The following is a 21,208-nucleotide window of genomic DNA, read 5'->3' on the forward strand; positions in this document are numbered from 1 at the left end:
CATGTTTGCCCGCAAGCCGGCATCAACTGCCCTCGGCTAGGGTGCCGTCTTCCTGGGCGAGGGGAATTATCATGCTCTCAATGCGTATCCTTGGTGCGCTTGGCCTGGCGGTTGTGGCCGGCACGGCACAGGCCTCGTCGCTGGTTTTTCTCGGGCAGACGACGGTGACGCCGTCGGTGGCAAGTGCCAGCGCGCTCGAGCGGGCGAAAACACCGTCGATCATCGCGCTTGGCGAGAAGCTGCCCAACGTCAATGGAAACGTCACCGATGAAAAGGTCGCGGCGATCCCGAGCCAGCCGACACATGGCTTCACCGGAAAGCCGATGATCATTCGCGGCGGTGTCGTCGGCGATGCCTTTGCAACGCCCGCGCCCAAAGCCGCGCCAGCCACCGCCGCAGACGACAAAGCCGATCCAAAGGTCGCCAGCAAAACCCCTGAGCCGGCGGTGCCGCAGCCTGCGCCGCTAGCAGCTCCCGACCAGCCCAAATAGGGCTGAGCGGCGTCGGAAACCAGGGCCGTGCGAGAGCGCCGCCCTGGTTCTTTAACCGGAGCGAAACCTCAGGCTGCTTGTTCTTCGTCCGTGTCGTCGGCGTCGTCTGATTCTTCGTCGTCGCCAGCGTCTTTTTCGCCGACACTTTCGGCCTTCACGCTGTCGTCGTCGTCTTCCTCTTCGTCTTCGTCGTCTTCTTCTTCGTCGTCGGAGAGGGTAGCCGACTTATGGTCTTCAGCAGCTTCCTCGTCGGTGTCTTCATCGTCGCCGTCCTCATCGTCCGACAGATCGGCAGGCTCGATCGCGGCGGCGGCCTCGTCGAGCGTCGTTTCGGAGGTGGGTTCAAGCGTCTCGGTCTCTTCTGTCACTTCGATGTCGTGAGCGGAATTCATGGAAGCCTCCGTGGGTTGGGAACATGTCCCTTTTTCCACGCGGAGATCATCGGCATATGACTGTAAGCCGGCTCGAATGGCCGGCAAGCGATGATTTTTTCCCGGATGTCAGCCGGCTATCTTGGAAAAATCCGCGACCCGGTCGGTCGCTGCGCGGATTCGTGCGAGCAATGCCAAGCGATTGGCGCGCACCGCCTGGTCCTCATCGTTTACGAGGACTTTCTCAAAGAATGAATCAACCGGCTCGCGCAACACGCTAAGCGCCAGCATGGCGGCGGAAAAGTCTTCGTTTTGAATTGCTTCGCCGGCTTGCCTCTCGGCCTGATTCACCGCCGCAAACAAGGCTTTCTCCGCGTCCTCCCGGAACAGAGCCGGCGCAACGCTGCTTGCGATCGCCGTCGCCTTCTTCTCTTCGGCAGCGACGATGTTGGCCGCACGCTTGGTGCCGGCAAGCAGGTTCTCGCCGTCCTCGGTATCAAGGAAAGAGCCGAGCGCTTCGACGCGGCGGACGATTTGCAGCAGGTCGTCGTTTTGGCCAATCTCCCCCCTTGAGGGGGAGATGCCCGGCAGGGCAGAGGGGGGCGCCTCGCGCCGAGAGGCCGGCGGGACAGCGCCCCCCTCTGTCGGCTGCGCCGACATCTCCCCCTCAAGGGGGGAGATTGGGCGCGAACCCGCCGCCAGCACCGCGTCGATCAGATCATGCCGCGCACCCTGGTCGCGGAGATAGACTTTTAGGCGGTCGTGGAAGAAGGAGAGGAGGTCGGCGGTGACTTGTGACATTACCTCTTGGGGATGGTCAACCACATGTCGAGCCATGCTGAGCGCTGACATCGAACGGAGTCCCAACCGCACTCGATTCTCGACCAAAATCCTGATCACCCCCAGCGCCGCTCTTCTCAACGCATAGGGGTCCTTTGATCCGGTCGGCTTTTCATCAATCGCCCAGAACCCGACCAGCGTATCGAGCTTGTCGGCGAGCGCCACGGCGATCGATACCGGGTCGGTCGGCACACGATCTGACGGTCCTTGCGGCTTGTAATGCTCCTCGATCGCCGCGGCGACGGACGGATGCTCGCTCTGCAGCAGCGCGTATTTGCGGCCCATGGCGCCTTGCAGTTCCGGGAATTCGCCAACCACTTCGGTGGTGAGGTCGGCCTTCGCGAGCACGGCAGCACGGCGCGCCAGCGCGGTAATCTCCCCCCTCGAGGGGGAGATGTCGCCGAAGGCGACAGAGGGGGTCGTCCCGCGTGGAGCGCCGACTTCCTCTTGCTTCGAAAAGCCAGATCGCGTCGCGCCAGCCGAAGCGACCCCCTCTGGCCTGCCGGCCATCTCCCCCTCGAGGGGGGAGATCGACTGCACCACGATTGGTGCCAGTTCTTCCGCCAACCTGGCAATCCGCTCCACCCGCTCGCCTTGCGTGCCGAGCTTGGCGTGGAAGGTGACACCGAGGTGATCGAGCCGGGCCATGCGCTGGTCGAGCGGTTTTTGCAGATCGAGCCCGAACTTTTGCGCCGATGCCTGCAGCTGGTCGAGATCCGGCAGGTCGCCCTGGTCGGTCCTCCAGAAATAGAGCGCGTCGGACAGGCGCGCGCGTACCACCTTGCCGTTGCCATGGGCGATCTCCTTGCCGCCATCCTTGGCCTCGATATTGGTGGTCAGGATGAAACGGTTGGAGAGCTCTTCGCCCGCGCCATGCGGCCGCGTCACGAAACACTTCTGGTTGGCACGGATGGTGAGCCTGATCACCTCGGCCGGAATGGCCAGAAAATCCTGCTCGAATTCTCCCATCAGCACGACGGGCCATTCGACCAGGCCCGACACTTCCTCCAGCAGCCCCTCGTCCTCGACGAGGTCGAGTCCGCTGGCGAACGCGAGATTGCTGGCATCGGCAAGAATGATCTCCTTGCGCCTGTCGGCATCGAGCACGACCTTGGCCGCCTCAAGCTTCGCGACATAATCGTCGAAGCGGCGCACCGTGATGGCGCCCGGCGCATGAAAGCGGTGACCGTAGGTGACGTTGCCGGAGCGGATGCCGTCGATCTCGAAATCAACGACCACCGGCTCCTCGGTTTCGGGGCCGAAGGTGCACAGGATCGATTGCAGCGGCCGCACCCAGCGCAGCGAGCCGGGCTTGGCCGAAGCTGGCCCCCAGCGCATCGATTTCGGCCACGGAAAATCGCGGATGATGCCCGGCACCAGCTCGGCGATGATCTGCCCCGCGGCCCTGCCCGGCCTGGAAATGTGGGCGACATAGAAGTCACCCTTCTTCGGATCGGAATGAACATGCGCCTCGGCAATCGAGGCAAGGCCGGCCTTGCGCAGAAAACCTTGCACCGCCTGGTCGGGCGCCCTGGTCGAGGGGCCCTTGATCTCCTCGCTGATGTCCTTCGAGCGGGCAGTCAGGCCGCGAATGTCGAGCGTCAGCCGGCGCGGCGTCCAAAATTCGCGCGCCGCCTCATAGGTCAGCCCGGCTTCGACCAGACCGTCGGTCAAAAGCTTCCTGAGATCGCCGGCCGCCTTGCGCTGCATGCGAGCGGGGATTTCTTCGGAACGAAGTTCTAGAAGCAGGTCAGGCATTGAAAGAGCTCACGCGACAAAAAAACAGCCGCCGCTTGGCGGCGTCCTCCTCCATCGAGGCGGAGGTAAGCGGGGCATAGCAACTCGGTCGGCTGCTGTCACCCTTCCCAGCAAGATCGGGCCAGCAAGATCGGGCCAGCACGATCAGGCGTCCAACGGCGATTTCCGAAAAAATTCAGCCGCCTGTCGGAGACGCCCCGGTCCGCCCGTCCTTGGATCAAAGATTTCCATGAACCGAACGCAGCGCTGAAGCGACCAACGCTCAGACAGAGAGCTATTGGCTGAACGACCATGAAAACGGTATCAACATTCCTGCAGATCCTCGCGCTCAGCGCCTGTTTTACAGCGCAGGTGCATGGCACGTTCTCGATGCCCGGCGTTCGGCAAGCGCTGCGGACGATAGCCGGTGCAAGCGGCCAAGGCACGTTGCCAATCAGCGCCCCTGTCGAAATCGCCTGGAGCTAAGCCGCCATTCCGCCCGCCTGGGTCAGCAGAAACGCCTCGCCGCAGGCCTTGGCCAGATTGCGCACCCGCAAGATGTAGCTCTGGCGCTCGGTGACGGAAATGACGCCGCGTGCGTCGAGCAGGTTGAAGACGTGGCTGGCCTTGATGCACTGGTCGTAGGCCGGGAAGACCATGCGGTGGTACCCCTCCCCCTTGAGGGGAGGGTGGCCAGACAAGGTCTGGCCGGGAGGGGTCGCCCGCGCAGTGCTCGACGCCTGACTTGCGGTGCCTTCTGAAGCGACCCCCTCTGCCCGCTTCGCGGACATCTCCCCCTCGAGGGGGGAGATAGGCGCGCCGGCTTCGAGCAGCGCCTTGCACTCGGCCTCGGCGTCTTCGAAATGGCGCAGCAACATCGCGGTATTGGCGAATTCGAAATTGTGGCGCGAATATTCCTGCTCGGCCTGCAGGAAGACGTCGCCATAGGTCACCTTGTCGGCGCCTTCGCGGCCGTTGAAGTTGAGGTCGTAGACATTGTCGACGCCCTGCACATACATGGCCAGCCGTTCCAGCCCGTAGGTGAGCTCACCCGCCACTGGTGCGCATTCGATGCCGCAGACCTGCTGGAAATAAGTGAACTGCGACACCTCCATGCCGTCGCACCAGCACTCCCAGCCCAGCCCCCAGGCGCCCAGCGTCGGGCTTTCCCAGTCATCCTCGACGAAGCGGATGTCGTGCAGCAGCGGATCGATGCCGATCGAGGCCAGCGAGCCGAGGTAAAGCTCCTGCAGATTGGGCGGATTGGGCTTCAGGATCACCTGGTATTGGTAATAGTGCTGCAGCCGGTTCGGGTTCTCGCCATAGCGGCCGTCCTTGGGGCGGCGCGAGGGCTGGACATAGGCGGCGTTCCAGCGTTTTGGGCCGAGCGCGCGCAATGTCGTGGCCGGATGGAACGTGCCGGCGCCGACTTCCATGTCGTAAGGCTGGAGGACGACGCAGCCATAGTCCGCCCAGTAATTATGCAAGGTCAGGATCAGCCCCTGGAACGAGCGGCTGGGGTGCATGTGGGCAGGGATATCAACGGTCACGGCGGCCTCCGGCGGGATGCGGCACCTCGTAGATGCCCGGCCTCCGAGCGTCAAGGCAGAGGGCGGCACGGCGCTCTCCCTTCTCCCTTGTGCGAGAAGGTGGTCGAGCGAAGCTCGGTCGGATGAGCGGTGTTCCAGGGAACGCCAACGCCCCACTTCTTCCAGCACCCTCAACCGTCTTGGCGCTACACGCCAATCCACCTTCTCCCAAAAGGGGGGAAAAAGGGCGGCGCCCGTCACCCCTTCGGGGCGGGCGCCGGCTCGGGCTTCACCTTGGGGGTTTCCTGCGCCGTGTTGGATTCGATCGGCGGCAGGCCCTTCATCAGCTTTTGCTGCAGGGCGGCAAGCACATCCGGGTCCGGCTTCAGGTCGCGGGCCTGGTTCCACTGGAAGGTGGCTTCCAGCTTGCGGCCGACGCGCCAGTAGGCGTCGCCGAGGTGATCGTTGAGCACCGGATCCTCCGGCTTCAACGAAACGGCGCGTTCCATTTCGCGCACCGCGTCGTCGAACTGGCCAAGACGGTAATAGGCCCAGCCCAGCGAATCGACGATGTAGCCGTCGCTCGGCCTCAGGTCGACGGCCTTCTGGATCATCGCGAGGCCTTCCTTGAGGTTCATGTTCTTGTCGACCCAGGAATAGCCGAGATAGTTCAGAACCTGCGGCTGGTCGGGGTAGAGTTCCAGCGCCTTGCGGAAATTCGGCTCGGCCTTCGGCCATTCCTTCAGCCGCTCATAGGCGATGCCGCGCTGATAGAAAATGTTCCAGTTGGCGGCGGTCGGTGTCTTCAGCACCTCGACTGCCTTGTCGTAAAGATTGGCGGCGGAGCGGAAATCCTCCTTCGAGGAATAGACGCCGCCGAGCGCCAGATAGGCGCGCATGTCGTCGGGATGCGCATCGACGATGGCCTTGAGGTGAGCGATCGCCTCGTCGTTGCGGTCGAGATCGGCAAGGTTGAGGCCAAGCTGCAGGTCCGAAAGCTCCTTCAGTGGCGAACTAGGCGGAATGCGGCTATAGAGCGCGATGGCGCCCTCGCCGTCCTTCAGCTGCTCGGCAACGGCGGCGAGCTGAACGAGCGCCGCGTCATTGTCGGGCCTCAGCGCCAGCGCATATTGCAGATAGAGCCGCACGAACGGCTCGCCGCCGCCGCGATTGAGCGCGGTGGCGAGATCGAGCAGGATTTCCGAGGCCCCGTCCGACGGACCGGCAACGAAGGGTTCGATCTTTTCGCCCTTGTTGATCTTGTCGCGAAGGGCTGCAATCTCGACCTTGCCGGGCGCAAACGCCTCGGCCTTGTCGAGCACCGACAGCGCCTTGGCCTTGTCGCCCTTGCGGGCGAGGAAAGAGGCATAGGCCTGCGCGTTGCGCATCCATGTTTCGGGGGCCGCACCGCCGGCGGCCGTATCCTGCAGGGTGGCGGTGTAGAGCGCATCCGCCCTGTCGGGCAGGCCGGAGGCGTCGGCAATCAAGGAACGGTGGAAGGACTTGAACAGGCTGAACCAGTCGGGGCCTTGCAGCTTGTCGATGGAAGCCATGGCCTCGCCGGCGTCACCAGCACCCTGCTTGGCCCAGCCGGTCATGACGCCGGAGATCAGCCGGTCGAGATCGGATTCGAGCGACAGCTTGAGCCAGTATTCGGCCTTGGAGAAATCCTTCTTGTGGAAGGAATCGATGGCCAGCGCCAGGCGCGAGAAACGCTCGACGTCGGGAACCACCTTGAGCTTGTCGGCATAGACCAGGGATTCATCGAAGCGCCCCTGCGCGATCAGCGACAGCATCAGGCTCTGCTGCAGTCCCGTATCGTTCGGATCGAAGGCGAGCGCCTGCTTGTAATAGGTAATGGCGCTGGCGAGGTCGTTGTCGCCTTCGGCAATCCGCGCGGCGAGATAGGCCCCTGAGAAGGATGTGATCCTGACCGGCTCGGCGGTCTGTTTGGCATGCGCCGGCAAAGCCGAGATCGCCATGCCCGTCGCGATTGCCAGCCCCGTCAGCCAGCGCGCATATCCTTGCCGCATCATGTCCCTTTCAGCCAAACGCCATCTCCGCGTTAGCGGGATCGCCGTAGACTCGATCTTTGCAGGTAAAGCATGGCCTTTTTGGGGTCGGGGTTCAACCCGGCCCGAATTCACAATCGGGTCAAGCAACTAGTAAACCATGCCGAAAGGGCCTGAACTGCGACCCTTGACCGCGTGGCGTCCGCTTTGGCACTGCCTGCGCGGACGAAACTCAGGACGTTTGCGAAAGGCTTGCGTCGAGCGCCTGCATGGCGACGGTGACAAGATCGTGCAGCCGCTTTTTCGGCACGCCGTCGCGTGCCTGCACCGAAAGGCCGTGCATCAGCGTGGCGTAATAGTCACCCAGCGTCTCGGCATCGGTATCCGGCTTCAATTCGCCATCGCGCACGGCGTTTTTCAATCGCTCGACGATCGATGCGGTGCGCGCCAGCCGGTGCTCCGCCAGCCATTGCAGCACGGCGTCATTTTCGACTGCGCAATTGGTTGCGGCCGTCACCACCATGCAGCCCTGCGGCTGCCCCGGCCGCGTATAGATTTCGACGGCGTCGCGAAGCATGCGCTCGATGACGCGCCGGACGTTCGGTTCCTCCTCCAGCGCGCGCGTGGCGAAGCCGCCCTCATTGGCTTCGTAAAGCGCCACCGCTTCGCGAAACAGATCCTCCTTCGAGCCGAAGGCCGCATAGATGCGCGCCGATGCGAGGCCAAGCGCCGCTACGAGATCGGCCATCGAGGTGCCCTCGTAGCCACGCCTCCAAAACGCGTCGCGGGCTTTCTCCAGCGCCTGGTCGCGGTCGAATTCCCTTGGCCTGCCTGCCATGGTGGTCTCCAATTTTTGTCGATCAACAAATAATCCACTTGACTTCGGATTGCAAATCTCAATTCTTTGTCGATCATTAAATAATCGTCGACAAGGAGTCCGGCATGAGTTCATTGGATCAAGGCGCGCCGCTCGGGGCGATAACGCAAGGAGCAAGCACGGCGAAACATGGCGCAACGCTGGCGCTGCTCGCCTTCGCGCAGCTCATCATCTCGCTCGACCTCAACATCGTCTTCGTGGCGCTGCCGGAGATCGGCAGCGGTCTCGGATTTTCAGGCCAGACCCTCCAATGGGTGGTCAGCGCCTACACCGTGTTCACCGGCGGCTTCCTGCTGTTCGGCGGCCGGGCCGCCGACCTGATCGGCCAGCGCCGCGTCTTCATCTTCGCGCTCCGGCTCTACGCGCTTTCATCGCTTGTCGGCGGGCTCGCATGGTCGCCGGAAATCATCATCGCGGCCCGTGCGGTGCAAGGCATCGGCGCCGCCTTCCTGTTTCCGGCGACGCTGTCGCTGATCAACCGTCTGTTCGCCGAGGGACCGGAACGCAACCGGGCGCTCGCCGTCTGGGGTGGCGCAGGAGCTAGCGGCCTGACGCTCGGTTCGCTTGCCGGCGGGTTTCTGACCAGCGCTTTCGGCTGGCCGTCGGTCTTCTACGTCAACGTGCTGTTGGCCGGGATCGCCATCATTGCGGGTTTCGCCATCATTCCGCGTGACAGCAAGCGGCACGAACACCGCAGCTTTGATCTGCCCGGCGCACTGACCGTCACCGCCGGAGCGACGCTGCTTGTCTTCACCCTGGTTCAGGGACCTGAATATGGCTGGGGATCGACCGCAATCATCGCCAGCGCTGCACTGGCGGCATTGTTTTTGATCGCCTTCACGGTGATCGAGGCCAACAGCGCCGACCCGTTGATGCCGTTGCGCCTGTTCCACAACCGCAGCCTTGTCGCCGGCATGACTATAACCTTCCTCTACATGGCCACTTTCGGGGCGGTGCCCTACTTCCTCACAGTGCTGTTGCAAAACGTGCACGGCTTCACTGCCTTGCAGACGGGTCTCGCCTTTCTCGTGCCGTCGGTCGCCATCGCCACCGGCACGCAAGCCGGCGAGCGTCTGGCGACGCGCTTTTCGACACGCAGCACACTGGTCGGCGGCATGATCGTCGGCGCGGTCGGCACGGCCTTGATGGTATCTGGCGCGACCGCTGAGAGCAGCTATCTGTCGCTCGTACCCGGCCTGATCGTCTCCGGGGTCGGGCAAGGCATCGTCTGGACCGCAATGTGGATTGCCGCCGCTTCTGGTGTTGCCCATGACCAGCAAGGCGTTGCCTCGGGGATGGCCTCGACGACGCTCAATGTCGGCAACGCCATCGGCATGGCCGTGCTGATTGCGATTGCGAACAGCCAAATCGGCGAATTGTCAGGCGGTGCCTTGAAAATTGCCGTCGCCGACGGCATCCAGGTCGCCTTCTGGCTCGCGGCGGCGGGCATCGTCGTCAGCCTGCTTGCAGCAATGGTTCTTCCGGCAAAGGCCCGATGAGCAGGCGGCGTCCCGGCCTCGCGCCGCGACGCCTCTCAATTCACCCGGCTGATGCAGAAGTCGATGACGTCGATCAGCGCCGATTTCTGCGGCGTCGCCTCGAGCGGTGCCAGCGCGTCACGGGCGATCTCGCCGAAATGGCGGGCGCGTCCGATGGTGTCGGCAATCGCGCCGTGGCGGAGCATCAGGCCGATCCCCTTCTCCAGCCCGGCGTCGTCGACGGCATTCTCCTCGATGGCACGTTTCCAGAAGCTGCGCTCGGCCTTGGTGCCGCGCCGATAGGCGAGGATCACCGGCAGAGTCACCTTGCCCTCGCGGAAATCGTCGCCGACATTCTTGCCGAGGTCCTTGCTGGTGCCGCCGTAATCCAGCGCGTCATCGATCAGCTGGAAGGCAAGGCCGAGATTCATTCCGTAGGAGCGGAGTGCTGCGCGATCGTTGCGCGTCGCCTGGGCGATGACCGGGCCGACTTCGGCGGCGGCGGAGAACAGCGCCGCGGTCTTGGCCTTGATCACGGCGAAATGCTCGTCCTCGGTGGTCTCGAGGTTTTTGGCGGCGGCAAGCTGCATCACCTCGCCTTCGGCGATCACGGAGGCCGCACTCGACAGGATGTCGAGCGCTTCGAGCGAGCCGACATCGACCATCATGCGGAAGGCCTGGCCGAGCAGGAAATCGCCGACCAGAACACTGGCCTGGTTGCCCCAGATCATGCGCGCGGTCTTCTTGCCGCGCCGCATGCCGCTTTCGTCGACAACGTCGTCGTGGAGAAGTGTCGCGGTGTGCATGAATTCGACCGATGTGGCGAGCTTGACATGGCCGTCGCCGGAATAGCCGAACATCTGGGCGGCGGCGAGCGTCAGCATCGGCCGCAGCCGTTTGCCGCCGGATGAGATCAGATGGTTGGCGATCTCCGGGATCATCTCGACATCGGAGCCGGCCTTCGACAGGATCAATTTGTTGACGCGCCCCATATCGGCGGCAGTCAGGTCGATGAGACCCTTGATCGAGGCGGCTTCCCGTTTTCCGTTTTCAATGTTGAGAACGACACCCACGGCAAACTCCCAACCTCGATATGCACGACGGCAACATGGTCCCTGGACCGACTCTAGGCGGCACCCACCGGTGCGGCAAGAGGCGAATTGGCGCGGCGGCTCTGGTACATGATCACGCCTACGTTTACATCAACGCCGCAAACTGCGAGTTTCACCCGATGATAGAGCTCATCCGCACCAACGACGCCGTCATCATTTCGTTTGTCGAATCGCTGATGCGCGATGCCGGTATCGGCTGTTTCGTCGCCGACCAGAACATGAGCGTGCTCGACGGCTCGATCGGCATTCTGCCCCGTCGTGTCATGGTGGAGGCCGACAAGGCCGATGCGGCACGGCGCATCCTGACGGATGCCGGCATCGCCAACGAGATCCGTCAAAAATAATGTCCGCGTCATCCGCTGCCCTTGTCCCGGACATGCCGGCTCATACGGTCGATGCCTTCCATCGCGGACGCTTCTGGCTGGTGCAGCCGAGAAAGGCGGGCCACCGCGCCGGCATGGATGCGATGATGCTGGCGGCTGCCGTGCCGTCCTCTTTCGCCGGGCGGCTAGCCGACTTTGGCGCGGGTGCCGGTGCCGCCGGCCTGGCGGTCCTGTCGCGCTGCCCCGGTGCCGCGGCCGTGCTCGTCGAGCGTTCCCCGGAAATGGCGGCCTTCGCCACAACCACGCTTGCGCATCCCGGCAATGCGCATCTCAGCGACCGCGCTTCGGTGCTCGTCGCCGATCTCGCGCTGTCGGGCCGGGCGCGAACGAGCGCCGGCCTCGAGGACAACAGCTTCGATTTCGTCATCATGAACCCGCCGTTCAATGCCGCAGAGGATCGCCCGACGCCCGATCCGCTGAGAAAGGCCGCACATGTCTTTGAGGACGGGCTGTTCGACAGCTGGATCCGCAGCGCGGCTGCGGTGGTCAGGCCGGGCGGCGGGCTGGCCGTCATCGCCCGGCCGGAGCAGCTCGGCGCCATCCTCGATGCCATTGCTGGCCGCTTCGGCGATGCCGAGATGCTGGCCGTCCACCCACGCCCCGAGGCGGCAGCGATCCGCATCGTCGTCCGGGCAGCACTCGGCGCACGCGGCAAACTGTCGATCCGGCCGCCGCTGATGCTGCATGCCTTTTCAGGCAATGGCCCATCGGAACGGGCAGAGCTGATCAATAACGGGCTGGCGTCGCTGTTCGGAGATTGATCCATTTTGATTGCCGGCGTGACGGCATTGCCGTTGGCCAGCGAATTCCTACATGCCTCAAGCAAATCGACCGGAGACAGCCCCCTCGTGAAACGCCTTTTCAACCGCCTGCTGCCGAAATCCTGGCGCTCCACCGTCGTCACCATTCCGGTCGTCCGGCTGCACGGCACCATCATGCCCGGCGGCGGCCAGTTCCGGCCCAGCCTGTCGCTGGCGTCGACCGCCGGTCTTCTCGAAAAGCTGTTTTCATTCGATGCGCCGGCGGTCGCCATCTCGATCAATTCGCCAGGTGGTTCTCCGGTGCAGTCGCGGCTCATCTTCAGACGCATCCGCGACCTGGCGAGCGAGAAGGACAAGAAGGTCCTGGTTTTCGTCGAGGACGTGGCGGCATCGGGCGGCTACATGATCGCGGTCGCCGGCGACGAGATCTTTGCCGACCCGTCCTCCATCGTCGGCTCGATCGGCGTGGTGTCGGCCTCGTTCGGCTTTCCGGAGCTGATGAAGAAAATCGGCGTCGAGCGCCGTGTCCACACCGCCGGCCAGAACAAGGCGGTGCTCGACCCGTTCAAACCAGAAAAGAAGGAAGACGTCGAGCGCCTGAAGGCGCTGCAGCTGGAGGTCCACGAGACTTTCATCGACCTCGTCAAGGACAGGCGCGGCAGCAAGCTCAAGGACGATCCCGACCTGTTCACCGGCCTGTTCTGGACGGCCAAGAAGGGGCTCGAACTCGGGCTGGTCGATGCGCTCGGCGACATGCGCAGCGTGCTGAAGAGCCGTTTCGGGCCGAAAACCCAGCTCAAGCTGATTACCGCGCCGCGCGGCCTGTTCGGCCGCTTCGGCCTGTTCGGCTCGCGCTTTTCGGCGCCCGATATTGCCGCCGCCGCGGCAAGCGGCGTCATCGATGCGGCGGAAGAGCGCGCGCTGTGGGCACGCTTCGGGCTTTGAAATGCCGGTGAAAGCGTCTAGCATAAATCATCAACCGACCCGACCGGCGGCCTTGCCGGCCTTGCGAGGGAGGAGTTTGACATGCCGCAGATCATTTTCTTCGCCGTCGTCGGCATCGCCGCCTATTTCGGCTACCGCTCCTTCGTCAGGGAAGCCGACCGGGTGACCGCCAAGGTGCGGCGCGCCGAAAAGCAAGCCGCCAACGGCACGATGGGAACACTGGTCAAGGATCCGAAGACCGGCGAATACCGTCTGGCCAAGGATTGACTGTCCTCCCTCTCGCGGCCGAGCCAGTGGACTCCGGGGCCAGCGTCCGGGCATTGCATGCGCACTCCAAGATAAATCTCGCGCTGCACGTCACCGGCCGGCGCGCCGACGGTTATCACATGATCGAAAGCCTGGCTGTGTTCACCCGCTTTGGCGACCGCATCGAAACGAAACTTGCCGACAGCGATGGGTTTTCCGTGTCCGGCAAATACGCCTCCGCGGTACCGGCCGACGACAATAATCTGGTGGTGAGGGCGCGCGACGCGCTGCGGCGCGAGGCCGGTCCCCAGTATGCGCCGGCTGTCGCCATCAGGCTCGAAAAGAACCTGCCGGTCGCGTCCGGCGTCGGCGGCGGATCGAGCGATGCGGCGGCTGTGCTGCGCGCCCTGGTCCAGATCTGGGGACTTGATGTTGGCGATGCCGAACTGGCGCGGATCGGCCTGTCGCTCGGCGCCGACGTGCCGATGTGCCTCGCCTACAAGCCGCTGATCGCCCGCGGCATCGGCGACGAGCTGACGCTCGTGCCGGGTTTCCCGGCCTTGGGTCTGGTGCTCGTCAATCCCGGAACTGCCGTCTCGACGGCCGACGTGTTCGAGGCGCTTGGCCGCCGTGATAATGCGGGGCTGCCGCCGCTGCCGCGCAACCTCGACTTTCATGGCATCCGCAACTGGCTGGAGATCACCCGCAACGATCTCGAGCCTGCGGCGCGCGCAATCCAGCCCGCCATCGGCAAGGCGCTTTCCGTGCTCAACAAGGCCGGAGCCGGTTTTGCCAGGATGTCCGGCTCCGGCGCAACTTGCTTCGGTCTGTTCGAGACCGGCAATGTGGCCAAGCGCGCGGCCGTCGATATCCGCAGCCGCCATCCCGATTGGTTTGTCGCGGCGACGCGAAGCGTGACATCGGAGGCTGATGCCCATGGCCAGGATTGACGAGAGTCGCCCCTTCGTTCCCGTGCGCATCGCGGTGCTGACCGTTTCCGATACGCGCAGCCTCGCCGACGACAAATCCGGGCAGACGCTGGCCGACCGCATTGTGGAGGCAGGCCATATCCTGGCCGCCCGCGACATCGTCACCGACGACCGCGACAAGATCCGCGAGAGGGTCCTGGGCTGGTCGAAGGACGACGCAATCGATGTCGTCATCACCACCGGCGGCACCGGCTTCACCGGCCGCGACGTGACGCCGGAAGCGCTGGAGCCGATCTTCGAAAAGCACATGGACGGCTTTTCCGAAGTGTTCCACCGCATCTCCTACGACAAGATCGGCACTTCGACGATCCAGAGCCGGGCAACCGGCGGCGTCGTCAACGCCACCTTCGTCTTCGTGCTGCCGGGCTCGCCGGGCGCCTGCAGGGACGCCTGGGACGGCATCTTGAAGCCGCAGCTCGACTACCGGCACATGCCCTGCAACTTCGTCGAGATCATGCCGCGTCTGGACGAGCATCTGCGGCGCGGCTGAGACGAACCGAGCTATCAGTCAAGGACCTCGGTTTAGCGAATGACCGGCTCGCCGTGAAAACGGCGGCGCGACGGCGGCGACACGCCGAAGCCAACTTCCATCATCAGCCGCGGCGTGCGCGTCGGCACGGTGCCCATATGGAAGCCGAACGGGTCCTCGACAAAGCCGAGACCGGCCGGCCCGGTCAGCGTGACCGGGCTCTGCTCGCCATAGACGCTCAGCACCTCTTCCGCCGAATGGCCGACCAGAAGCGTCAACTGATGCTTCAGGATGCGGCGGTTGTGGGAGCCGCGGACATAGACATGCGGCCCGGTGTCGGCGTCGACCGGCACCAGGTAAAAAAAGAACTTCAGCATGCGCCAGTCATCGAGGTCGAAATGGTATTTGCCCAGCGAGGCCATGTTCTTGTCGGCGTCCGAGACACCACCGGTCGGAAAACTCCACCAGATGCGGGTGGTGATCAGCTTCGCCTGACTGCCGAGATAGTGCGCCGCGATGTCGAGAAGCAGCGGATCGCGCTGCACGGCGACCGCAGCGCTGCAGTCGAGGACCCGCTCGAAATAGTGGCCGCTGAGCAGCGGGCGGCCGAAATGCTTTTCGGCATCGGCGTGTTTTTCGGGCAGGAATTCCAGCCGGCGGTCGAAATTGCCGAAGCATGGCGTGCGCTCGGCGAAGCGGGCGATCTCCTCTTGGATGACGGCCGGCAGCATCAGGCCCGAATAGAGCCCCTCGATGCGCAGAGCGCCGACGACGGCGCCACGATCGACGCCGGCGAACATCGTTTCACCGACATTGCGCGCCGGCGGAACGGGCTTCGCACCGCGCCAGTGCAGGCGCCGCGCCGGCATGGTGCGCGCCAGCATGAACATCGGCAGCCATGCCGGATTCTCGCAAAGGTCGGAAAGATAGGTCGGGATGCGGGCGGCGATACGGCGCAGCGTACCGCCATTGCGTGCGATCGCCTCGAGGCTTGCAGCGCCGGACTTGTCAGGGCTTGAAAGGGTCATCCGGGTCCTCAAAATGTCGAGGGAACAGCATCGACGACAGTCGTCGTTACCGCTCCGGCACACACCCCAACCCTATTGCCCATATCGCTGGGAATGGTAACCCCCGGCCACATTTTGTGCAATGCACAATAAACCGTTCGCGGCCAAAATTGCAGTGCTTCCCTTCTCCCCTTCTTGTGGGAGAAGGAAACGGGCGCTTCACTTCCGCGGCGCGACCCAGATCTCGGCGTGGAGCCTTCTGGTCGCCAGGCCGCGGGCGATCGCTTCGGCGCTGCGGGCATTCTTCGACAGCGCCCCGGCCTGACGCTTGCTGATCACCAGGCCTTCGGCGAGAGCGCGATGTCCGGCAAGAACGCGCGACAGGAAGGGCGCGCGGCTGCCGCGTGCCGGCGAGAACCGCGCCGCCATGGTTTGCCTAGAGGTATGGGCAACGACCTCATCGATCCAGCCCTCTCCCAGCCGCGCGCCCGGTTCCAGCAAAAGCAGCCAGTCGCCCTTGGCCTGTCTGATGCCGGCGGCGATGCCGCCGCTGACATAATGGCAGCCGGCATGTTCGGCGACGCGGTGCGTCTGATCGGTCGAGCCGATGTCACAGACGAGAACGTCGCGCACGACGCCCTCGACGGCGCCACCGATCAGCGAGGCGAGCGTGCGGGCGAGGCCCTCCTCGTCATTCAGGGTTTCGATTAGGACGCTGAGCATCTTTAGCCGAATAGCGGAAAGCGATGGGCAGCGCCAGTTTTTGCGGCGCATCGCGAGAAAGTTCTTGCTTTGTTCTCCTCAATACGATAGGAATACATTCATGAGCAGAACGATTCGACAGCGGGCGGACAGTCCCTGGGAAAGGGCCAAAATGGAACAGATCGTGCGTGCCGACATTGCCGCCTTCGGCGCTGGCAGGGCCGAGATGGCGAATGCGATAATCGAGCAGAGCGGCATGCGCGTCCGCCCGGACCGCAATCGCGGCAGGTCGGCGGGCATCAATCCCTCCGGCCGTTTCGAGCCGGTCAGCCGGCACGTGTTCGACGATGGCTGGAATTCGCTGGAGGAGCTGCCGCCGTTCAAGACCGAGGTACAGGTCGAGAAGCCGCGCACCATCATCACGCGCAACGAATCGCCCGACATCTCCTTCGATCGCTCGATCAATCCCTATCGCGGCTGCGAACATGGCTGCGTTTATTGTTTCGCGCGGCCGACGCACAGCTTCATGGGCCTGTCGCCGGGTCTAGATTTCGAATCGAAGCTGTTTGCCAAGCCGGAAGCGGCGCGGTTGCTCGACAAGGAATTGTCCAGGGATAATTACCAGCCGCGCACCATCGCCATCGGCACCAACACCGATCCCTATCAGCCGATCGAGAAACAATACCGGATCATGCGCGAGATCCTCGAAGTGCTGGAGGCGCGCGGGCATCCGGTCGGTATCGTCACCAAGTCGGCGCTAGTGACACGCGATATCGACGTTCTGTCACGCATGGCCGAACGCGGGCTGGCCAAGGTGGCATTGTCGGTGACGACGTTGGACAGGATGCTGGCCAGAACGATGGAGCCGCGCGCTTCGACGCCGACCAAGCGGCTGGAGGCGATCAGGCAGCTTTCGGACGCCGGCATTCCGGCCTCGGTGATGGTCGCGCCGATCATCCCCGGACTGACCGACCCGGAGATGGAGCGCATCCTCGATTCGGCGCAGGCAGCGGGTGCGCGCGAGGCCGGTTATGTGCTGCTGCGCCTGCCGCTGGAGGTCGCGCCGATTTTCAAGGACTGGCTGCTGCGCCATTATCCCGACCGCTATCGCCACGTCATGTCGCTGATCCGTTCAATGCGCGACGGCAAGGACTACGATTCGGAATGGGGCAAGCGCATGAAAGGCTCCGGCCCCTATGCCTGGCAGATCGGCCGGCGTTTCGAGATCGCCGCCAAGCGGCTCGGCCTCAATGCCGAGCGGCGTTCACTGCGGACCGACCAGTTCGTCCCGGCTGCCAAGGCAACAGAGCAGCTGATGCTGCTGTGACAAAGCGTCTCGCGCCAGCCGCTTGAAGCGGCCGGCAACAGGCGAAAAAATCCCGTCCGGCCTGTCCTGTCCCCGGCCTTGCAGACGGTAGCCCTCCTGGTCCGGTGCCCCGCCCGACCCGGAGGGACTTGCGGAGAATCGGAGCCGATGCGAACCTCGCCGCACCATGGCTCGCCCGCGTTCCGATTCTCCGCTTCTCTTCGAGATCGTCGAGAAACCCGACTTCTCGTTCGAGACGAAGGCGATGGCCGAAGGCCTTTGGCCGGTGGCGGGGATGGACGAGGCCGGCCGTGGTCCGCTCGCCGGGCCGGTGGTAGCGGCAGCGGTGGTGCTCGATCCGGCCAACATCCCGGACGGCCTCGACGATTCCAAGCGGCTGACGCATTTGCAGCGCGAGGCGCTGTTCCTGAAAATCCTCGGCTCCGCGCTCGCCGTGTCGATGGCCTCGGTCAGCGCCGAAGGCATCGATGCCTCCAACATCCTCAAGGCCAGCCTGGAGGCAATGCGCCGTTCCGTGGCCGGCCTGTCAATCCGGCCGAAGCTGGCGCTGGCCGACGGCCGCGACGTGCCACCCGGCCTGCCCTGCGAGGGCAAGGCGCTGATCAAGGGCGACCAGCGCTCGCAGTCGATCGCCGCGGCCTCGATCGTCGCCAAGGTGTTGCGCGACCGCATGATGTGCGGCTGCGGCAGCCATCATGCGCATTACGGCTTCGAGCTGCATATGGGCTACGCCACCGTGCGCCATCGCACGGCGATCGATCTGCATGGACCAGTGGCGCGGCTGCACCGCGCCTCCTTCGCGCCGTTCCGGTTCGACGGGGTAGAGGTACTGGAGGAAGAGGGTTTTTCGGGGTTGGATTGATTGCGAAAACGACCAGTCGCGTAATCTCCCCCCTCGAGGGGGAGATGTCGCCAAAGGCGACAGAGGGGGTCGGTACGTCCTGGCGCGACACCATCTTGAACGACAGAAAAGGTTGGCGCTTCACGCGCGGCGACCCCCTTTGGCCTGCCGGCCATCTCCCCCTCAAGGGGGGAGATTACGCTCCGTTCAGTTCAGCTTCGACTTCAAATCCTGCAGCGAGGCGTTGAACAGGTCGGCGCCGGCCTTGGCGTCGATCTTGCCGGCCAGCAGCGCGCGCGCGGCTTCGACCGCGATATCGACGGCGCTGGCGCGCACTTCGCCGATCGCTTCGCGCTCGGCCTGGCCGATCTTCTGCTCGGCTAAGGCGGTACGCCGGGCGACATAGTCCTCGGTCTTCTTGTGCGCCTCGGCGGCAAGCATGTCGGCCTCGCGCTTGGCGGCGGCGACAATGGCCGCGGCCTCCTGCTCGGCTTCCTTGCGCTTGCGCTGGTACTGGCCAAGCAGCTGCTGGGCCTCTTCGCGCAACCGGCGCGCTTCCTCAAGCTCGGAGCTGATCTTGTCGGCCCGCGCATCGAGCGCCTTGGCGATCATGCCCGGCACCTTGATGTAGATGGTAATGCCGAGAAAGATTACGAGGGCAACGGTTGCCCAAAGCGTCGCGAGAGATGTGGCGTCCATGATGCGCTCCTCACCCGGCCACGGATTTGACGGCGGCCGCGATCTCGGCCTTGCTGGCCTTCCCGCCGACGAGCGCCTCGACAATGGCCGAAGCGGTCTCCTCGGCGATGGTGCCGACTTCCTTCATGGCATTAGCCTTGATGGAAGAAATACGCGCCTCGGCCTCGCCAAGCTTCTGGTCAAGCGCTGCCTCGATCGTCTTGCGGGCAGCTTCGGCTTCCGCCTTGGCCGCATCGTTGGCCTGCTGGCCGATCGCATTGGCCTTGCCCTTGGCTTCCGCCAATTCCTGCTCATAGGCGGCAACGGCGGCATCCGCTTCGCTTTTCAGCCGGGCGGCATGGTCGAGATCCTGCGTGATGCGGTCGTTGCGAACGTCGATGATGCCGCCGACGCGCGGCATCACCACCCGTTTCAAGAACAGGTAGAACAGCCCGAAAGTGATTGCAAGCCATAACAGCTGTGATGGGTACGTCGCCGGATTGAATGGCGGGAACGTGCCGTGCGCCTCGGCAGGCACGCCGGTGCCGGCGTGCGTGTCGCCTTCCGTTGCGGCGGGCGCGGACTCTTGCGCAAAGGCAGATGTCACGAACATGGACTATCCCCGAAATTCAGACCCGCCGCAGGATCGCGGCTGGCCTGTTCAATCCTTCCCAATGTTCAGCCGAACAAATATTCAGCCGAACAGGGCGAGAAGCGCGATGAGAAGCGAGAAAATACCCAGCGCTTCGGTCACGGCGAAGCCGAAAATCAGGCGACCGAACTGACCGTCGGCGGCAGACGGGTTGCGCAGCGCGCCCGCCAGATAGCTGCCGAAGATGTTGCCGAGGCCAACGCCCGCGCCGCCCATGCCGAGGCATGCGATGCCGGCGCCAATGTACTTTGCTGCTTCTGCGTCCATTTGTTCAACTCCTTTGGATCTAAAATTCCGTTGCGATTCCAACCGGCGGCAATGCCGGAAACTCTAATCAGTGCGAAGGGTGCAGGGCGTCGTTCAGATACATGCAGGTCAGCACGGCGAAGACGTAGGCCTGCAAAAGCGCCACGAGCAACTCCAGAGCCGTCAAAGCCACGGCCATCGCCAGCGGCAGGACCGAACCCGCAATGCCAAGCGTGCCGAGAGCGCTGAGGCTGACGACGAATCCCGAAAACACCTTCAGCGTGATGTGGCCGGCCAACATGTTGGCGAACAGACGAACCGAGAGGCTGACCGGGCGCGATACGAAGGAAATCACTTCGATCGGAACGACAAGCAACATCATCACGATGGGCACGCCTTTCGGCACGAACAGCTTCAGGAAGCCGAGACCGTGCTTCATGAAGCCGTACACGACGACCGTTCCGATCACCAGCGCAGCGAGGCCGAAGGTGACGATGATGTGGCTGGTGACGGTGAAGAAATACGGAAACAGGCCAAGCAGGTTGGCGACAAGCACGAACATGAACAGCGAGAACACGAAGGGGAAGAACTTCATGCCTTGCGTGCCCGCGGCGTCCCTCAGCATATTGCCGACAAATTCATAGGCCATTTCCGAGACCGACTGAAGGCGGCCCGGGACGAGGCTGCGGCTCGACGTGCTGAGATAGAGAAACGCCGCTGCGACAGCAACTGTCGCAAGCATGAACAGAGCCGAATTGGTGAAAGACAGGTCGTAGCCGCCGATGTGAATCGGAATGATCGGATGGATCTGGAACTGGTGGATCGGATCGACCTTGTCAGCAGCCACTTTAAATCCCCATCAAAGCCGCAGACGGCTTCAGTATCCTGTTCAATGCGCCGGCATGCGGCGCCTCAATTCATTCTTTCGGATCGCGCGGTTTGTCGCCCGTTCCGAATTCCGACACAAGCCCGGCTGAACGCAGGACATTGAGCACGCCGGCGCCAAAACCGAGCAGCAGCCCGACTATCAGACCCCATGGCGATGCCCCCGCCACGCGGTCGATAAACCAGCCGAGAGCCGCACCGACCACTATCCCGGCGATGAACTCGCTGGACAGCTTGAGCGCCTGGCCGTACCCGGCCACACTGCCCGCTTTCGCGTCGTCTTTCCCCTCGAGCCGATCCGGCCGCCTTGTCGCAAGCGATGCTTCAAGGTCGCGCCGGCGGCGCTCAAGATCGTCGTCGCGGATATCGGCTTCATGCTGCTTGCCGCGGCCGGTTTTGCCGGTTCCGTCTGGCCCATTCTTGTCGGCCACGCAACCCCCCTGCCCGGTCAGACCGTCGCCGTCCGTCCGCTTCTTAAAGTCGCCGGCAACATAGTTAGAGGGTCCGCGCCCGTCAAGCCACGGGCGGACGTTCAAGCTCAAGTATTTTTTTCGTTATAAATCAGCTACTTGCCTGGGTGCGACATCGCGCCCGACGCAGTCCCCAGCGGGCTGCGGCCGAATCCCCACG

Annotated in this window: 23 protein-coding genes and 2 pseudogenes; 11 read left to right on the forward strand and 14 right to left on the reverse strand. The window is 63.8% G+C overall.

From position 1 onward, the window contains the following. The first annotated feature begins 71 nt into the window (after positions 1 to 71). Positions 72 to 491 carry a hypothetical protein gene (locus tag AC0L2P_RS07905; protein WP_473500658.1) on the forward strand — a complete coding sequence of 140 codons (420 nt, stop codon included), beginning with the start codon at positions 72 to 74 and terminating at the stop codon, positions 489 to 491. A 68-nt stretch (positions 492 to 559) separates the two neighbouring features. Here the strand turns inward: AC0L2P_RS07905 and AC0L2P_RS07910 are convergent, their stop codons facing one another. Together AC0L2P_RS07910 and glyS are read right to left on the reverse strand one after the other, a co-directional pair. Next, positions 560 to 883 (reverse strand): hypothetical protein, encoded by a 324-nt coding sequence (locus AC0L2P_RS07910; protein WP_473500659.1) that lies wholly within the window; start codon positions 881 to 883, stop codon positions 560 to 562. Positions 884 to 991: 108 nt separating this feature from the next. Next, entirely contained in the window at positions 992 to 3,460 is a 2,469-nt protein-coding gene (gene glyS / locus AC0L2P_RS07915; RefSeq protein WP_473500660.1) for a glycine--tRNA ligase subunit beta, read from the reverse strand. 291 nt (positions 3,461 to 3,751) lie between these two features. On the opposite strand from glyS, the gene AC0L2P_RS07920 reads away from it, so the two are divergent. Continuing rightward, a complete protein-coding gene (locus AC0L2P_RS07920) occupies positions 3,752 to 3,925 on the forward strand; it encodes a hypothetical protein (protein ID WP_473500661.1) in 174 nt (57 codons plus the stop codon). Here AC0L2P_RS07920 and AC0L2P_RS07925 read toward each other — a convergent pair. From AC0L2P_RS07925 to AC0L2P_RS07940, 4 genes and pseudogenes are all read right to left on the reverse strand, one after another. Continuing rightward, positions 3,922 to 4,104 (reverse strand): annotated as a pseudogene (locus AC0L2P_RS07925) (glycine--tRNA ligase subunit alpha); the annotation flags it as partial. The gene AC0L2P_RS07920 and the pseudogene AC0L2P_RS07925 sit on opposite strands and share 4 nt — an antisense overlap. A gap of 141 nt (positions 4,105 to 4,245) precedes the next feature. After that, positions 4,246 to 4,965: pseudogene (locus AC0L2P_RS07930) on the reverse strand (glycine--tRNA ligase subunit alpha); the annotation flags it as partial. A 260-nt stretch (positions 4,966 to 5,225) separates the two neighbouring features. Further along, positions 5,226 to 7,001 carry a tetratricopeptide repeat protein gene (locus tag AC0L2P_RS07935; protein ID WP_473500970.1) on the reverse strand — a complete coding sequence of 592 codons (1,776 nt, stop codon included), beginning with the start codon at positions 6,999 to 7,001 and terminating at the stop codon, positions 5,226 to 5,228. A 211-nt stretch (positions 7,002 to 7,212) separates the two neighbouring features. Beyond that, a complete protein-coding gene (locus AC0L2P_RS07940; protein ID WP_473500662.1) occupies positions 7,213 to 7,818 on the reverse strand; it encodes a TetR/AcrR family transcriptional regulator in 606 nt (201 codons plus the stop codon). A 104-nt stretch (positions 7,819 to 7,922) separates the two neighbouring features. Between AC0L2P_RS07940 and AC0L2P_RS07945 the strand changes: the two genes are divergently transcribed. Continuing rightward, positions 7,923 to 9,356 carry an MFS transporter gene (locus tag AC0L2P_RS07945; RefSeq protein WP_473500663.1) on the forward strand — a complete coding sequence of 478 codons (1,434 nt, stop codon included), beginning with the start codon at positions 7,923 to 7,925 and terminating at the stop codon, positions 9,354 to 9,356. Between the two features lie 35 nt (positions 9,357 to 9,391). Here AC0L2P_RS07945 and AC0L2P_RS07950 read toward each other — a convergent pair whose 3' ends face one another. Next, positions 9,392 to 10,408: a polyprenyl synthetase family protein gene (locus AC0L2P_RS07950; protein ID WP_473500664.1), complete on the reverse strand. Its 1,017-nt coding sequence runs from the start codon at positions 10,406 to 10,408 to the stop codon at positions 9,392 to 9,394. Positions 10,409 to 10,566: 158 nt separating this feature from the next. Here AC0L2P_RS07950 and AC0L2P_RS07955 point away from each other — a divergent pair, with 158 nt between their 5' ends. The 6 genes from AC0L2P_RS07955 (at position 10,567) to moaB (ending at position 14,261) form a co-directional block, all read left to right on the forward strand. Further along, on the forward strand, positions 10,567 to 10,791 hold the full coding sequence (locus AC0L2P_RS07955; protein WP_473500665.1) for a putative signal transducing protein: 225 nt from the start codon (positions 10,567 to 10,569) through the stop codon (positions 10,789 to 10,791). Next, positions 10,791 to 11,591 carry a tRNA1(Val) (adenine(37)-N6)-methyltransferase gene (locus AC0L2P_RS07960; RefSeq protein ID WP_473500666.1) on the forward strand — a complete coding sequence of 267 codons (801 nt, stop codon included), beginning with the start codon at positions 10,791 to 10,793 and terminating at the stop codon, positions 11,589 to 11,591. Before AC0L2P_RS07955 ends, AC0L2P_RS07960 begins: the two co-directional genes overlap by 1 nt. Before the next feature lie 87 nt (positions 11,592 to 11,678). Beyond that, positions 11,679 to 12,536 (forward strand): S49 family peptidase, encoded by an 858-nt coding sequence (locus AC0L2P_RS07965; protein ID WP_473500667.1) that lies wholly within the window; start codon positions 11,679 to 11,681, stop codon positions 12,534 to 12,536. Between the two features lie 81 nt (positions 12,537 to 12,617). Continuing rightward, on the forward strand, positions 12,618 to 12,803 hold the full coding sequence (locus AC0L2P_RS07970; RefSeq protein ID WP_473500668.1) for a hypothetical protein: 186 nt from the start codon (positions 12,618 to 12,620) through the stop codon (positions 12,801 to 12,803). Positions 12,804 to 12,829: 26 nt separating this feature from the next. Next, positions 12,830 to 13,732 (forward strand): 4-(cytidine 5'-diphospho)-2-C-methyl-D-erythritol kinase, encoded by a 903-nt coding sequence (locus AC0L2P_RS07975; RefSeq protein ID WP_473500669.1) that lies wholly within the window; start codon positions 12,830 to 12,832, stop codon positions 13,730 to 13,732. Next, entirely contained in the window at positions 13,719 to 14,261 is a 543-nt protein-coding gene (moaB, locus tag AC0L2P_RS07980; RefSeq protein ID WP_473500670.1) for a molybdenum cofactor biosynthesis protein B, read from the forward strand. Before AC0L2P_RS07975 ends, moaB begins: the two co-directional genes overlap by 14 nt. 32 nt (positions 14,262 to 14,293) lie before the next feature. Here the strand turns inward: moaB and AC0L2P_RS07985 are convergent, their stop codons facing one another. Both AC0L2P_RS07985 and AC0L2P_RS07990 read right to left on the reverse strand, forming a co-directional pair. After that, positions 14,294 to 15,268 (reverse strand): phytanoyl-CoA dioxygenase family protein, encoded by a 975-nt coding sequence (locus AC0L2P_RS07985; RefSeq protein WP_473500671.1) that lies wholly within the window; start codon positions 15,266 to 15,268, stop codon positions 14,294 to 14,296. Between the two features lie 198 nt (positions 15,269 to 15,466). Continuing rightward, positions 15,467 to 15,970 (reverse strand): glycosyltransferase family protein, encoded by a 504-nt coding sequence (locus AC0L2P_RS07990; RefSeq protein ID WP_473500672.1) that lies wholly within the window; start codon positions 15,968 to 15,970, stop codon positions 15,467 to 15,469. A gap of 151 nt (positions 15,971 to 16,121) precedes the next feature. Here AC0L2P_RS07990 and AC0L2P_RS07995 point away from each other — a divergent pair, with 151 nt between their 5' ends. Both AC0L2P_RS07995 and AC0L2P_RS08000 read left to right on the forward strand, forming a co-directional pair. Beyond that, positions 16,122 to 17,276, forward strand: a complete 1,155-nt coding sequence (locus AC0L2P_RS07995) for a PA0069 family radical SAM protein (RefSeq protein ID WP_473500673.1) — start codon at positions 16,122 to 16,124, stop codon at positions 17,274 to 17,276. 166 nt (positions 17,277 to 17,442) lie between these two features. Continuing rightward, positions 17,443 to 18,138 carry a ribonuclease HII gene (locus AC0L2P_RS08000; protein WP_473500674.1) on the forward strand — a complete coding sequence of 232 codons (696 nt, stop codon included), beginning with the start codon at positions 17,443 to 17,445 and terminating at the stop codon, positions 18,136 to 18,138. 186 nt (positions 18,139 to 18,324) lie between these two features. Here the strand turns inward: AC0L2P_RS08000 and AC0L2P_RS08005 are convergent, their stop codons facing one another. From AC0L2P_RS08005 to AC0L2P_RS08025, 5 genes are all read right to left on the reverse strand, one after another. Continuing rightward, positions 18,325 to 18,816 carry a F0F1 ATP synthase subunit B gene (locus tag AC0L2P_RS08005; RefSeq protein WP_473500675.1) on the reverse strand — a complete coding sequence of 164 codons (492 nt, stop codon included), beginning with the start codon at positions 18,814 to 18,816 and terminating at the stop codon, positions 18,325 to 18,327. A 10-nt stretch (positions 18,817 to 18,826) separates the two neighbouring features. Beyond that, positions 18,827 to 19,408 (reverse strand): F0F1 ATP synthase subunit B, encoded by a 582-nt coding sequence (locus AC0L2P_RS08010; protein WP_473500676.1) that lies wholly within the window; start codon positions 19,406 to 19,408, stop codon positions 18,827 to 18,829. 81 nt (positions 19,409 to 19,489) lie between these two features. Further along, entirely contained in the window at positions 19,490 to 19,714 is a 225-nt protein-coding gene (locus tag AC0L2P_RS08015; protein ID WP_254820421.1) for a F0F1 ATP synthase subunit C, read from the reverse strand. Positions 19,715 to 19,781: 67 nt separating this feature from the next. Continuing rightward, positions 19,782 to 20,540: a F0F1 ATP synthase subunit A gene (locus AC0L2P_RS08020; RefSeq protein ID WP_473500677.1), complete on the reverse strand. Its 759-nt coding sequence runs from the start codon at positions 20,538 to 20,540 to the stop codon at positions 19,782 to 19,784. Between the two features lie 70 nt (positions 20,541 to 20,610). Then, positions 20,611 to 21,009: an AtpZ/AtpI family protein gene (locus AC0L2P_RS08025; RefSeq protein ID WP_473500678.1), complete on the reverse strand. Its 399-nt coding sequence runs from the start codon at positions 21,007 to 21,009 to the stop codon at positions 20,611 to 20,613. Positions 21,010 to 21,208 lie beyond the last annotated feature (199 nt).

The organism is Mesorhizobium sp. WSM4836 (genome assembly GCF_055811815.1).